Annotated in this window: 12 protein-coding genes and 1 tRNA gene; 1 reads left to right on the top strand and 12 read right to left on the bottom strand. The window is 68.7% G+C overall.

The genetic code is table 11. The features are described from left to right. Positions 1-60: 60 nt before the first annotated feature. The gene (locus AC5RVZ_RS20795) at positions 61-3,492 is read right to left on the bottom strand and encodes a pyruvate carboxylase (protein ID WP_494067594.1); all 3,432 of its coding nucleotides are present in this window, start codon (positions 3,490-3,492) and stop codon (positions 61-63) included. Between the two features lie 303 nt (positions 3,493-3,795). On the opposite strand from AC5RVZ_RS20795, the gene AC5RVZ_RS20790 reads away from it, so the two are divergent. Next, positions 3,796-4,635: a ParA family protein gene (locus AC5RVZ_RS20790; protein WP_494067593.1), complete on the top strand. Its 840-nt coding sequence runs from the start codon at positions 3,796-3,798 to the stop codon at positions 4,633-4,635. A gap of 169 nt (positions 4,636-4,804) precedes the next feature. On the opposite strand, the gene AC5RVZ_RS20785 is transcribed toward AC5RVZ_RS20790, so the two are convergent. The 11 genes from AC5RVZ_RS20785 to AC5RVZ_RS20735 form a co-directional block, all read right to left on the bottom strand. Beyond that, positions 4,805-5,401, bottom strand: coding sequence for a MerR family transcriptional regulator (locus AC5RVZ_RS20785; RefSeq protein ID WP_493999446.1), 597 nt, complete (start codon positions 5,399-5,401; stop codon positions 4,805-4,807). 229 nt (positions 5,402-5,630) lie between these two features. After that, positions 5,631-6,134 carry a bifunctional nuclease family protein gene (locus AC5RVZ_RS20780; protein WP_493977982.1) on the bottom strand — a complete coding sequence of 168 codons (504 nt, stop codon included), beginning with the start codon at positions 6,132-6,134 and terminating at the stop codon, positions 5,631-5,633. Positions 6,135-6,145: 11 nt separating this feature from the next. Continuing rightward, on the bottom strand, positions 6,146-6,823 hold the full coding sequence (gene ftsR / locus AC5RVZ_RS20775; protein WP_494067915.1) for a transcriptional regulator FtsR: 678 nt from the start codon (positions 6,821-6,823) through the stop codon (positions 6,146-6,148). 75 nt (positions 6,824-6,898) lie between these two features. Further along, on the bottom strand, positions 6,899-7,378 hold the full coding sequence (locus AC5RVZ_RS20770; protein ID WP_494067592.1) for an FHA domain-containing protein: 480 nt from the start codon (positions 7,376-7,378) through the stop codon (positions 6,899-6,901). 75 nt (positions 7,379-7,453) lie between these two features. Then, on the bottom strand, positions 7,454-7,840 hold the full coding sequence (gene gcvH, locus AC5RVZ_RS20765) for a glycine cleavage system protein GcvH (protein WP_494067591.1): 387 nt from the start codon (positions 7,838-7,840) through the stop codon (positions 7,454-7,456). Positions 7,841-7,982: 142 nt separating this feature from the next. Then, positions 7,983-8,056: transfer RNA gene (locus tag AC5RVZ_RS20760), tRNA-Pro, on the bottom strand. A gap of 148 nt (positions 8,057-8,204) precedes the next feature. Then, a complete protein-coding gene (gene der, locus AC5RVZ_RS20755; RefSeq protein WP_494067590.1) occupies positions 8,205-9,758 on the bottom strand; it encodes a ribosome biogenesis GTPase Der in 1,554 nt (517 codons plus the stop codon). After that, on the bottom strand, positions 9,751-9,897 hold the full coding sequence (locus tag AC5RVZ_RS20750) for a hypothetical protein (RefSeq protein WP_494067589.1): 147 nt from the start codon (positions 9,895-9,897) through the stop codon (positions 9,751-9,753). Before AC5RVZ_RS20750 ends, der begins: the two co-directional genes overlap by 8 nt. A 98-nt stretch (positions 9,898-9,995) precedes the next feature. Beyond that, on the bottom strand, positions 9,996-10,700 hold the full coding sequence (gene cmk, locus AC5RVZ_RS20745) for a (d)CMP kinase (RefSeq protein ID WP_494067588.1): 705 nt from the start codon (positions 10,698-10,700) through the stop codon (positions 9,996-9,998). Beyond that, positions 10,697-11,764, bottom strand: coding sequence for a prephenate dehydrogenase (locus AC5RVZ_RS20740; RefSeq protein WP_494067914.1), 1,068 nt, complete (start codon positions 11,762-11,764; stop codon positions 10,697-10,699). The genes cmk and AC5RVZ_RS20740 overlap by 4 nt, the downstream gene beginning before the upstream one ends. Before the next feature lie 54 nt (positions 11,765-11,818). Beyond that, positions 11,819-13,069, bottom strand: coding sequence for a pseudouridine synthase (locus AC5RVZ_RS20735; RefSeq protein ID WP_494067587.1), 1,251 nt, complete (start codon positions 13,067-13,069; stop codon positions 11,819-11,821). Positions 13,070-13,084 lie beyond the last annotated feature (15 nt).

The raw sequence follows: 13,084 nt of genomic DNA, 5'->3' as shown, positions 1-13,084 counted from the left end.
AGGGCCGCGGCTTCACAGCCGCGGCCCTGCGTTTCTCTTCCCGAGTACTTGCCTCCGGCCCTAGGCCGGGTCGATGACCAGGAGCAGGTCTCCGCCCTGGACCTGTTCGACGGCGGAGACCGCCAGGCGCGTGACGGTGCCTCCGACGGGAGCCGTGATGCCGGCCTCCATCTTCATGGCCTCGATGGTGGCCACGGTGTCGCCCGCCTTGATGGTGTCGCCGACCTTGACGATGACGGTGACTGCGCCGGCGAACGGAGCCGCCACGTGCCCCGGCTGGGCGGGATCGGCCTTCTCCGCGACCTTGACCTCGGATTCCACGCTGGCGTCGCGCACCATCACATTGCGCTGCTGGCCGTTGAGCGTGCAGTGCACGGTGCGCATGCCCTTCTCATCCGGCTCGGAGATGGCCCCCAGCATGGCGATCAGGCGGACACCCTTTTCGAGCTCAATCACGTGTTCGGTTCCCGGCTGCAGCCCGTACAGGTAGTCCAGGGTGTCCAGCACGGATACGTCGCCGTACATGTCCCGGATTTTCTCGAACTCCTTGGCCGGGCCGGCAAACAGCAGCCGGTTCAGGGCCGCGCGCCGGGTGGCCGAATCCGCGGCCAGCGCTGCCGAGTCTTCGGCCGTCAGCTCCTCGTTGCGCGGTTTGATATTGCGCCCTGCCAACGCCTTGGTGCGGAACGGCTCCGGCCAGCCGCCGGGAGGATCGCCCAGCTCGCCGGAGAGGAAACCGATGACGGAATCGGGGATATCGTACTTCCCCGGATCGGACGCGAACTCCTCCGGATCAACGTTCGCACCGACCAACTGGAGGGCCAGGTCGCCCACTACCTTGGACGACGGGGTCACCTTCACCAAGCGGCCCAGGATCTTGTCCGCGGCGGAGTACATGTCCTCGATCGCCTCGAACCGCTCCCCGAGTCCCAGCGCGTTGGCCTGCTGCCTGAGGTTGGAGAGCTGGCCGCCCGGAATCTCGTGCGCATACACGCGGCCGGTCGGCCCCGGCAACCCCGACTCGAACGGGGCGTAGACGCGGCGGACCGCTTCCCAGTAGGGCTCCAGCGAGCCAACGGCGGCCAGGTCCAGGCCGGTGTCGCGTTCGGTGTGCGCCAACGCCGCGACCAGCGCCGACATGGGCGGCTGGCTGGTGGTTCCGGCCATGGCTGCGCTGGCGACGTCCACCGCATCTGCGCCGGCGTCGACGGCGGCCAGCAGCGTCGCCAGCTGGCCCCCGGCCGTATCGTGGGTGTGCACGTGCACCGGCAGATCGAACCGCTCGCGCAGCGCCGTGACCAGCTTGGCCGCGGCCGCCGGGCGCAGCAGGCCGGCCATGTCCTTGATCGCCAGGATATGCGCCCCGGCATCAACGCTCCGGCCGGCCAACTCAAGGTAGTAGTCCAGCGTGTACAGGTCCTCCGCCGGATCCAGCAGGTCCCCGGTGTAGCAGAGTGCGACTTCGGCCACGGCCGTTCCGGTCTCCCGCACGGCCCGGATCGCCGGTTCCATCTGGGAGACATCGTTGAGCGCATCGAAAATTCTGAAAATGTCGATGCCGGTGGCGGCCGCTTCCCGCACGAAAGCCTTGGTGACTTCCTCCGGGTACGGGGTATAACCGACGGTGTTCCGCCCGCGCAGCAGCATCTGCAGGCAGATGTTCGGCATCGCCTGGCGCAGCGCCGCCAACCGCTCCCACGGATCCTCGCCCAAGAACCGCAGCGCGACGTCGTAGGTTGCGCCGCCCCACGCCTCCACCGAGAGGAGCTGCGGGGTCAGGGCCGAGACGGCGGGCGCGGCGTTCAGCAGGTCCTTGGTGCGTACTCGGGTAGCCAGCAGCGACTGGTGGGCGTCACGGAAGGTGGTGTCCGTGACCGCCACGGCTGTCTGGGCGCGCAGCGCGGCCGCAAACTTCTCCGGGCCCAGTTGCTGCAGCCGCTGCCGCGAGCCGGACGCCGGAACGGCGGCCAGCGCACCGGTGGCCTCCAGCGCCTGCCTGGCGGGTTCGGGCAGCTTCGCCACCGGTGCGGTGGCCACCGGCAGCTCGCCGTGCGGTTTGTTCACGGTGACGTCCGCCAGCCAGGTGAGCAGCTTGGTGCCGCGGTCGGCCGAGACACGGGCCTTGAGCAGCTGGGGCCGCTCGTCGATGAACGAGGTGGCGACGTTGCCGGCCAGGAAGTCCGGGTCCTCCAGCACCGCCTGCAGGAACGCGATGTTCGTGGAGACGCCGCGGATGCGGAACTCGGCCAGGGCGCGCCTGGCGCGGGCGGCCGCCGTCGCGAAGTCCCGGCCGCGGCAGGTGAGCTTGACCAGCATCGAGTCAAAGTGCGGGCTGATCTCGGCACCGGTGTAGATGGTTCCGCCGTCCAGCCGGACGCCGGCGCCGCCCGCCGACCGGTAGGCGGTGATCTTGCCCACGTCGGGACGGAAGCCGTTGGCCGGGTCCTCGGTGGTGATCCGGGACTGCATGGCCGTGCCCTTGACGGACACGGTCTGCTGGGACAGGCCGAGCTCAGCCAGGGTTTCGCCGGCGGCGATCCGCAGCTGGGACTGCACCAGGTCGACGTCGGTGATCTCCTCGGTCACCGTGTGCTCGACCTGGATGCGGGGGTTCATCTCGATGAAGACATGCTGCCCCGCCCGTTCACCGACCGTGTCCACCAGGAACTCGACCGTACCGGCATTGGTGTATCCGAGTGCCTGCGCGAACGTGACCGCGTCCCGGTACAGTGCCTGCCGGATGCCCTCGTCCAGGTTGGGTGCGGGGGCGATTTCGATGACCTTCTGGTGCCGGCGCTGGAGCGAGCAGTCGCGTTCGAAGAGGTGCATGACGTTGCCCTGCCCGTCGGCCAGGATCTGCACTTCGATGTGGCGCGGCCGCAACACGGCCTGCTCAAGGAAAACGGTGGGATCGCCGAAGGCCGTATCGGCTTCCCGCATGGCGGCCGCGAGGGCGTCCGGGAGATCCTTGCGGCTGTCGACCCGGCGCATGCCGCGGCCGCCGCCGCCGGCAACCGCCTTGACGAAGATCGGGAAGCCGATCTCCTCGGCTTCGGCCAGCAACTTCTCCGGATCGGCACTGGGTTCGGTGGACTTCAGCACCGGAATCCCGGCCCGGCGGGCTGCCTGCAGGGCATGGACCTTGTGTCCCGCGAGCTGCAGCACATCGGCCTTGGGGCCGACGAAGGCGATACCGGCACCGGTGGCAGCGCGGGCCAGGTCGGGATTTTCGGACAGGAATCCGTAACCGGGATAGATGGCGTCCGCGCCCGACTCCTTGGCGACCCGGATGATTTCGTTGACGTCGAGGTAAGCCCGGACCGGATGCCCCTGCTCGCCGATCAGATACGCTTCGTCGGCCTTCTGCCGGTGGATCGAGTTGCGGTCTTCATACGGGAAGACAGCCACCGTTTTGGCGCCCAGTTCGTAGGCCGCGCGGAACGCCCTGATGGCGATTTCGCCACGGTTGGCTACCAGGATCTTTTCGAACATTTCACTCCTGCATCGTTGCCGGGTCCGGACTTGCATGCGAAACACGACCGTCCGGCGCCGGTGCCGGCGGACTCAGTGAGCCAAGTCTCACGGACGGCGAGCCGGGCTGGCAAGCCAGTGTTGCACAGATCACGCGCCGTGGCGGTTCTTGCGGGCCGCATGTTACGGCGCAAGCGGCGAAACGCCCCGGCGGCGGCGGTGGCACGGTGTGCTGCGGCGCTCCACTTATGATGAATAGGGTGCCGTGAAGACAGGTCCGGCGCAGAAGCCCCACGACTCGATACGTTAGGTTTTGGTTTTTACGTGCAAGTAGTGAGCATCAGCAGCCTCAAGGGCGGGGTCGGCAAGACCTCGGTCACGCTGGGCCTGGCCTCTGCGGCGCTGGCAGCGGGAATCCCCACCTTGGTCATCGACTTGGATCCGCATGCTGACGCGACCACGGGATTAGGCGTCAAGCCGTCCCGCCAGACCGACGTCGGCCGGCTCCTCAAGAACGCGCGCAAGGCCGACCTGCGGGCCAACGCCGCCCCGAGCGGCTGGGTGGCCTCGGCGGATCCCGGCAGCGCGCCGGCTTCCGGCCGGAAGGTTCTCGACGTCGCCATCGGCTCCGCCTACTCCGGCATCTACGACCGGCCCGATCTGAGCCGCCGGGACCTGCGCAGGCTCTCCACCGTGCTCTCCCGCGTGAACGACTACTCGCTGGTGCTCATCGACTGCCCGCCGTCGCTCAACGGGCTGACGCGCATGGCGTGGACGGCGAGCACCCGGGTGCTTCTCGTGGCCGAGCCGAGCCTCTTCTCGGTTGCGGGCACCGAGCGCACCATGCGCGCCATCGATTTGTTCCGGGAGGAATTCGCCCCCGACCTGAAGACGGCCGGCGTCGTGGCCAACCGTGTCCGGCCCAGCTCCAACGAACACGGTTACCGGCTGGCCGAAATGAAAACCATGTTCGGCGACCTGCTGCTCTCCCCCACCATCGCCGAGCAGGCGAACTGGCAGCAGATCCAGGGGGCAGCGCATTCCGTCCACCAGTGGCCGGGTGAATCGGCACGCCAGGCGGCCGCGCTTTTCGACGAGCTGCTCAAGAACCTGACCGATTCCGGCCGGATGCGCAGCCGCGCGCTCCGCCGCCAGCCCTCCTGACAACAGGTCCCGGCCCGGGCGGCGGGTCTCCGCCCGGATCGGCGCTCAAACCCGCCGGCATCGCAACTTAAACCCGACCTGAACGCACCTTTTCACCGGGTCGCACTTTAATCAGCGGGAGGGGCCCCGGTTTCCCGGAGCCCCTCCCGCTGTTGTGTCCTGTGTGCGGTCAGCTGATCTTGCGCGCGGCGCGCCGGCGGCTCAGCTCGTCGTCGGGAAAATCCTGTTCCTCTGCGGCATGTTCGCTGGGGAGCTCGGCGAGGCTGCCTTCGACCTCTCGCCACACCCGGCCGACGGCGATGCCAAAGACGCCCTGTCCGCCCTGGACCAAGTCGATGACCTCGTCGGCGGAGGTGCACTCGTACACGCTGGCGCCGTCGCTCATGAGGGTGATCTGGGCCAGATCTTCCACGCCGCGTTCGCGCAGGTGGCCGACGGCGGAGCGGATCTGCTGCAGCGAGACGCCGGTGTCGAGCAGGCGCTTAACCACCTTCAGGACCAGGATGTCGCGGAAGCTGTAGAGGCGCTGCGAGCCGGAGCCGGAGGCGCCGCGGACGGCAGGTTCCACCAGTCCGGTGCGTGCCCAGTAGTCCAACTGCCGGTAGGTGATGCCGGCTGCCTTGCATGCCGTGGGACCGCGGTAACCGGCGTCCTCGTCCAGCACGGGCAGGTCTTCGGTGAACAGCAAGCCCTGGGCACTTGCGGGTATGGCAGCGCCGGTCTGCAGAGCGTGCGGCATCTCGCCTGCATCACCTTTAGGACTCACGTGAACCCTCCTTGTCGAAGTTCCCTGTGGGGAATGAGCTTCGCAGTCAGCCCAGAGGTCTGGTCTAAGTCTGCCTTGAGATGGCCTGCGGTGCAATGGGAACTGTATGCTTCGACGTTAGAACGGCGGGGGCCGCCGGTCAAAGACGCTGGCATTTTTGCTGCGGCGTGTCGGATGCCCCGGCGCCGGGCCGGGCGGTTCGGGCGCCGGAACCAGATGCCGGCGACGGCTATTTCTCGAAGTCCTCGGGCTCCACGTCGGCGAGGAATTCCCTGAACTCGCGCAACTGGCTTTCCGCGTTCTCCTGCGCCGGGCCGTCGGATTCCTCATCGTCGGCCGCTTCGGCGATCTTGACCCCGGCCTCGTCCATTACCTCGTCCGCACAGTAGATCGGGCAGGGCACCCGCAGTGCCACCGCGATGGCGTCCGAGGCGCGGGAGCTGACGGTCACCCCGCCGTCAAACACCAGCTCGGCAAAGAAGACGGTGTCCTGGACCGTCACCAGGCGGACTTCGGTGATCCGCCGGCCGAGCACGTCCACGACGTCGCGGAGCAGGTCGTGGGTCATGGGGCGCGGCGGTTTGATGCCCTGCTGGGCGAACGCAATCGCGCTGGCTTCCGGCGCACCGATCCAGATGGGTATGTGCCGCTCGCCGTCGGTTTCCTTGAGCAGCACCAGCGGCTGGTTCGACGGGAGTTCAATGCGGACTCCGACAACCTCGAGTTCGAGCATGGCTTCTCCGTTCAGCGGTCCATCTGGGCCAGGTGCCCGTGAACCAGCGCCGTATGCAAGTTCAGGCACAGATCGCTGATTTCCTTGGCCGCTTCCGCGGCGCGCGCGCGGGAGGCGACGTCGCGCCGGGACGCCAGCGGGGCCACCGCACGCTCCACCAGCCCGACCTCGCGGTCTGCGGCGGCCCGGAACGGGCGGAGGTGCCGAGGTTCGATGCCATGGCTGGCCAGCTGCCTGCAGGCGCGCACGACCTTGAGTGCGTGTTCGTCGAAACAGGCGTCCTCGGCGTGGATCAGGCCGTAAGCCAACAGGTCGTCCACGAGTTCCGTGGAGGCTCCGCTGGCCTGCAGGAGCTCGGCCCGGGTGAGCGCCCGGCCGCGTCCGTTCAGTTCTGCCGCCAGCGGCTCCGAGACCATCCGGGGGGCCAGGGTCATGCCGCCGGGCAGGGCTTCCGGCCGCTCGCCACGATCGATCGCGTCCAGATAATCCTTGATGACCTTGAGCGGCAGGTACTGGTCGCGCTGCAGGGCCAGCACGAAACGGAGGCGTTCAACGTCCTGGCCGGTGTACTTCCGGTAGCCCGCCGGCGTCCGTTGGGGGCTGATGAGCCCCTTCTCCTCCAGGAACCGGATCTTGGAGGCCGTGATCTGCGGGAAGTCCTCCGTCAGCTGTTGCAGCACCTCGCCGATGTTGAGGACGCTGCTGCGGTACCCCTCCCGGGACGCCCCGAGGGTGCGCCGTGCTGGCTGGGACCCGGGCACCGGTTAGCCCTGCCCCTTTGCCGCCGTGCCTGCGTAGTAGGTCAGGCGGAACTTGCCGATCTGCACCTCATTGCCTGTCCGCAGCTGCAGGCTGTCCACACGGTCGTTGTTCACGTAGGTGCCGTTAAGGCTGCCGGAGTCCACCACCATGAAGCCGTCGCCGGAGCGGCGGAATTCCGCGTGCTTGCGCGACACCGTGACATCGTCAAGGAAGATGTCCGCTTCCGGATGCCGGCCGGCGGTGGTGACGTCCTGGTCCAGCAGGAACCGGGCCCCGGCGTTCGGGCCGTCGTGGGCTATCAGCAGCGCCGACCCCGCAGGCAGCGCGATCACCGATGCTTCCTCTTCGCGGGAGAGCCTCGGTTTGGCGACGTGGGCCAGGGTCTGCGGCGGCAAAGAGATGGATGTGGTTTCCGCGTGCGCCTCCGGGTTCCGGCTGTCGCCGTTCCCGTTATCCGTGGCGTTGCGAGCTTCGCCCACCATCAATAGTTCCTCCCGTAAAAATGTAGCGGCCAACCGGTTCAGGACCGGTTGGCCGTCGAGTGGCTCCGGTAGCTCCTAGCCTACCTGCTGTTCATACTCCGGGGCACTGAGCAAGGTCTCCAGCGCCGCCGGATCCGACAGCTTGACCTCCAGCAGCCACCCCTCCCCGTACGGATCGGAGTTGATCAGGGCCGGGTCGGTCTCCAGGGCGTCGTTGACGGCCGCGACCTCGCCGCTGACGGGAGCGTAGATGTCGCTGACGCTCTTGGTCGATTCCACCTCGCCGATGACCTCGTTGGCGGTGATGGAGGAGCCGGCTTCCGGCATCTGCACGTAGACCACATCGCCGAGCGCGTCCTGCGCAAAGTCGGTGATACCCAGGCGCACCGTGCCTTCGGCGTCGGCGGCAGCCACCCACTCATGCTCGGCTGTGTACTTCAGGTCGGCAGGAATATTGCTCATCGGTTGCCTTTCTCGCACCATGGACGGCCAGTTGCTCCGGCAAGGAACCCTTTCCCCGCCATCGCTGAAAGTATAGGCATACAGGGCCTTGCACAAGCCAATGGAAAAGGGACCCGGCCCTCGCGGACCGGATCCCTTGCTGTCGGGTTGACAGGATTTGAACCTGCGACCCCTTGACCCCCAGTCAAGTGCGCTACCAAGCTGCGCCACAACCCGAAGTTCCGCCTTCATGCAACCGGCGGAACCACCTCAAATACTGTACAGCATTTTTCCCTGCGTCATGACCACCCGGCGCCACCGCGGGCGGCGGGGCCGGCGCCCTGGCCCCAATCCGCGGGCGGCGGCGCCGGGGCCGGGCCCCGGCTCAATGCTTGCGCGACCGCTTCTCGCGCACCCGCATGCTGACCTCGATCGGGGTGCCTTCGAAGCCGAATGTTTCACGCAGCCTGCGGGTGATGAAGCGGCGGTAGCCGGGGTCCAGGAAACCGGTGGTGAACAGCACGAACTTCGGCGGCCGCGAGGAAGCCTGCGTGCCGAACAGGATGCGCGGCTGCTTGCCCCCGCGTACCGGGTGCGGGTGGGCCGCGACCAGTTCGCCCAGGAAGGCATTCAGGCGTCCGGTGGGGATGCGCTTGTCCCAGGACTCGAGGGCACGGTCCAGCGCCGGGACCAGCCTGTCCTTGTGCCAGCCGGTCTTGGCCGAGATGTTCACCCGGGGCGCCCAGTCCACGTGGGCCAGGTCCTGCTCGATCTCGCGTTCGAGGTACCGGCGGCGGTCGTCGTCCAGCAGGTCCCACTTGTTGAAGGCAAGCACCAGGGCCCGGCCGGAATCGATGGCCAGCTGCAGGATGCGCACGTCCTGCTCGCTGAGCACCTCGTCCACGGCCAGCAGCACGACGGCGACCTCCGCCTTTTCGAGCGCGGCCTGCGTGCGGAGCGAGGCATAGAAGTCGGCGCCTTGCTGCATGTGCACGCGGCGCCGGATCCCGGCCGTGTCGACGAAGCGCCACGTCCGTCCGCCCAGTTCGATCATTTCGTCGACCGGATCGCGGGTGGTGCCGGCAATCGTGTCGACCACGACCCGCTCGCTCCCGGCCAGCTTGTTCAGCAGCGACGATTTGCCCACGTTCGGGCGGCCGATCAGGGCGATCCGCCGGGGCCCTCCCGTGCGCTCGAGTCCCCCGTAGGCCGAGAATTCGGGCAGCACCTCCAGGGCCGCGTCGAGCATGTCGGCCGTTCCCCGGCCGTGCAGTGCCGACACGGGATAGGGCTCGCCGAAGCCTAGGCCCCACAGGCCTGCGGCTTCGGCTTCCTGTGCCAGGTCGTCCACCTTGTTGGCCACCAGGATGACCGGCTTCTTCTTGCGGCGCAGCATCTTCACCACTGCCTCGTCCGTGGCCGTGGCGCCGACGTTGGCGTCGACGACCAGCAGGACGGCGTCGGCCATGTCCACCGCGATTTCGGCCTGGTCGGCGACGCGGGCGTGGATGCCGCGGGCGTCATGCTCCCAGCCGCCGGTGTCCACCAGGGTGAAGGGGCGTCCGTTCCAATGGGCCGAGTAGGAGACCCGGTCGCGGGTGACGCCGGGGGTGTCTTCGACGACTGCCTCGCGCCGGCCCAGGATCCTGTTCACCAGCGTCGACTTGCCCACATTAGGCCGGCCGACGATGGCCAGCACGGGGGCCACCCGGAGCGGTTCGTCGTCGGGGACGGGTTCTTCGGCCGCGGCCAGCAGCGCGGCGTCGTCGTCGTCAAGGTCGTAGTCGGCCAGGCCGGCGCGCAGCGACGCGGCGCGCAACTCGGCTTCGTCGTCATCGATCTCGAGCATGTGCTCGGCGATCTGGTCCTCGCCCGCCGGACGGTATTCCTCGTCGGCCGGCCGGTCCGCCGGGGAGGATCCGGGCTGGGTGTCACTCATCGTCTGTTCCTTCTGGGTAGGCAGCAAGCCGGTTGTCGTCGGGGGCGTGGTTGGCCGGAAGCGGCTGCCCGGTGAGCGCCACGCTGTGCCGGACATGGCCGGACAGCTGCCGGCGGATCTCTTCGGCTGCAGTGTCCATTGAAACACGCCCGGACACCGAGGGCAGCCGCCGGCACCACGGGGGCACCGCTGTTCAACGCCAGCCAGGCCACCCCCGGGCTGAGGGCGGCGGCGGGTTCAGTGTGCGGCATGCCGGACGACGGCGAGCACCGCTTCGACGGTTTGTTCGAAGTCCAGATCGGATGAATCCACCGTGAAGACGCCGTCGGCGGCCTCGGAAAAATTCACCACGGTCGAATCCTTGGCGTCGCGGGCCAGCACCTGCTCGTGCAGGTCGGCGTCGCTCTGCGTTCCGCCCAGCTGGAGGCCGCGACGGCGCAGCCTTGCTTCTTCGCTGGCGGTCAGCAGCAGCCGCACCTCGGCGTCGGGAGCGACGACCGTGGTGATGTCGCGGCCCTCGGCCACGATCCGGCGGCCGGAGTCGGCGATGATCTGCTGCTGGCGCCGGACCAGTTCGGCCCGTGCCCCCAGCGTCGTGGCCACGGCGCTCACGGAGGCGGAGATTGACGGCTCGCGGATTTCGTCGGTGATGTCCGTGGAGCCGATGCGCACGTATTCGTCGTCCGGGTGGGTGCTGATCTGCAGGTCCACGTCCTTGCTGGCCTGCTCGACGGCCGCCGCATCCGCCAGGTCCACACCGGTGTTAACGCAGTACCAGGTCACGGCACGGTACATGGCGCCGGTGTCCAGGTAGGACGCGTGCAGCCGGCGTGCGGTTTCCTTGCTGACGGACGACTTGCCGGAGCCCGACGGCCCGTCGATGGCAACCACCAGCGCCTTGCCCTGCCGGTAACGAGCCATATCCACTTCCGCCGCGCTCATTGCACAACCTTCCATCCACGTGAGGTCAAATAATCAATTAATTCGTGCCGCCTGCTGGGCAGCACGGCAAGCTCCGCCAGCCCCACCGGCTGGCCCGCCGAGTGTTCCAGGCGCAGGTCTTCCAGGTTGATGCCCACCTCGCCGATCTCGGTCAGCAGGCGGGCGATTTGGCCCGGCGTATCGTCGACCAGGACGGTCAGCCACGCGAACGCCTGCGGAGGAGCGCCGTGCTTGCCGGGAATCCGCGCCTGGCCGGCGTTGCCTTCGCTGATCAGCTGGGCCATGTCCAACCGGGAGCCGTCGGCCTCGGGGTGCTCAAGCGTCCTGATCAGCCGTTCCAGGTCTTCGCGGACGCCGTACAGGATGTCAACGAGCCGCGACGCGTTCGCGCCGAGGATCTGCACCCACAACGCCGGGTCGCTGGCCGCGATCCGCGTGACGTCGCGCAGGCCCTGGCCCGAAAGGGACAAGGCATGCGCCGGCGTGTCCTGCAGCCGGCTGGCCAGCAGCGAGGACATCACTTGCGGCAGGTGCGAGATCAACGCCACGGCGGCGTCATGTTCGTCGGCCGACATGCGTGAGACCACCGCGCCCAGGTCGATCGCCAGCGCGTGCGCGGTCTTCACCGCCCCCGGCGAGGACAACTCCGACGGGCACAGGACCCACGGCATCGACGTGAAGATCTCGCCGCGGGCGGCCACGGGGCCGGACTTCTCCCGCCCAGCCATCGGGTGGGTGCCCACGTAGCGGCCCAGGTCCGCCTCCGCCAGGTCCGGGTCCTTGGCCAGCGCCTCGAAGACGGCCGTCTTGACGCTGGCAATATCCACGACGACGGCGTCCGGGTAGTCGCGCAGCGCACTCGACACGACGGCGGCGGTGACATCCGGGGGCGCCGCGACGACGACCAACTGGGGCTCCACCCTCTCGCCGGCGGGCAGGATCCGGCCGGCACCGATATCCTGCGCCACCGCCTGGGCCGACGGCGAGGGGTCCGAGAGCAGGACGTCGATGCCGCGGGCCCGCAGGCCGAGCCCGATGCTGGCTCCGAGCAGCCCGGTTCCCATCACCAGGACCGGCCCGGACAGGTGGGTCGCCTGCGCGTGTGCCGGGTTCACCGGCTACATCCCCACCAGGGCCAGCAGGTGCCCTGCTTCCTGGCGGCCGAGGGCGCGGATGCTGCCCTGTCGCTGGTCGCCCAGCCGGATGGGGCCGAACTGGATCCGGACGAGCCGTTCCACGGGGTGGCCGACGGCGTCAAACAACCGCCGCACGACGCGGTTTTTGCCCGAATGCAGCACGACTTCCACCAGGACGTGTCCCGGCGTCGAGTCGACGAGCTTAAACGAATCGACCGAGGACACGCCGTCTTCCAGCTCGATCCCAGATTTCATCCGCGCTCCGACGCCGTGCGGCATGGGCCCGCGGACCTGCACCAGATACGTCTTGGGGACCTCGTAGGACGGGTGGGTGAGGCGGTTGGCGAGTTCGCCGTCGTTGGTCAGCAGCAGCAGGCCTTCGGTGGCCTGGTCCAGCCGCCCCACATGGAACAGCCGCTGGCCCTGCTGCGGCTTGAGGTAGTCGCTGATGCAGGGGCGTCCCTCCGGATCCTCCATGGTGGAGACAACGCCCTTTGGCTTGTTGAAGACCAGGTACGTCAGCGTTTCATCCATCTGGACGCGGATGCCGTCCACATGGATGACGGCGCGGGACGGGTCGACGCGCAGGCCAAGTTCGCGCACGGTCACGCCGTCCACCTCGACCCGGCCGGCCTGGATCAATTCCTCGCACACCCGGCGGGAGGCCACGCCCGCGCCGGCGAGCACCTTCTGCAGGCGCATGCCCTCGGGATCGTGCAGCTCGGAGGCCGCCCCCGCTCCCGCCCGCGAGGGACGGTCCGGGCGGCTGACCGGTCCGAGGTTCTGGCCGAACCGTTCCCGTCCGAAGGGCCGCGGCCCGGCGGGACGCTGCGGCTGCCCGCCGCGAGACTTGCCGGCACCGGCCTTGCCGCCGGTCTTGCCGCCGGCCGGTTTGGCCGGCTTTCCTTGGCCCGGACCGGCCGTCGACGGCTTGCGGCTCCCGTGCTTGGCAGCACCGGGCTCGGCCGGGCCGCGGCGGGCACCGGGCTGACCGGCGCCTGTGCCGAACTCGTTGCGGCCCTGGTCCCGTCCGGCCGCCCCGGAGCGGCCGCCGCCCTGCTTGCCGGCACCGGTCCGGCCGGCGCTGCCGGTCCCCTGACCGGGCCGGCCACGTCCCTGGGCGGAACCGCCCTGCGGACGGCGCTCGGCATCGTCCGGACGGCGGCCGTCGCCGGGACGTTTTCCGCCGCGGGGGTTGTTCCGTCCGGAGCCGGAACGAGGCGGTTGTGTCATGGTGGATCCTTACCC

Source organism: Arthrobacter sp. Cza30 (assembly GCF_059090765.1).
This window is presented reverse-complemented; position numbering and strand designations above follow the sequence as displayed.

Coding starts and splice junctions, on each gene's coding strand:
- AC5RVZ_RS20770 (WP_494067592.1), bottom strand. CDS start 7,378: ATGGTGGGCGAAGCTCGCAACGCCACGGATAACGGGAACGGCGACAGC.
- AC5RVZ_RS20740 (WP_494067914.1), bottom strand. CDS start 11,764: ATGGGAACCGGGCTGCTCGGAGCCAGCATCGGGCTCGGCCTGCGGGCC.
- AC5RVZ_RS20735 (WP_494067587.1), bottom strand. CDS start 13,069: ATGACACAACCGCCTCGTTCCGGCTCCGGACGGAACAACCCCCGCGGC.
- der (WP_494067590.1), bottom strand. CDS start 9,758: ATGAGTGACACCCAGCCCGGATCCTCCCCGGCGGACCGGCCGGCCGAC.
- AC5RVZ_RS20780 (WP_493977982.1), bottom strand. CDS start 6,134: ATGCTCGAACTCGAGGTTGTCGGAGTCCGCATTGAACTCCCGTCGAAC.
- AC5RVZ_RS20750 (WP_494067589.1), bottom strand. CDS start 9,897: ATGGACACTGCAGCCGAAGAGATCCGCCGGCAGCTGTCCGGCCATGTC.
- gcvH (WP_494067591.1), bottom strand. CDS start 7,840: ATGAGCAATATTCCTGCCGACCTGAAGTACACAGCCGAGCATGAGTGG.
- cmk (WP_494067588.1), bottom strand. CDS start 10,700: ATGAGCGCGGCGGAAGTGGATATGGCTCGTTACCGGCAGGGCAAGGCG.
- AC5RVZ_RS20795 (WP_494067594.1), bottom strand. CDS start 3,492: ATGTTCGAAAAGATCCTGGTAGCCAACCGTGGCGAAATCGCCATCAGG.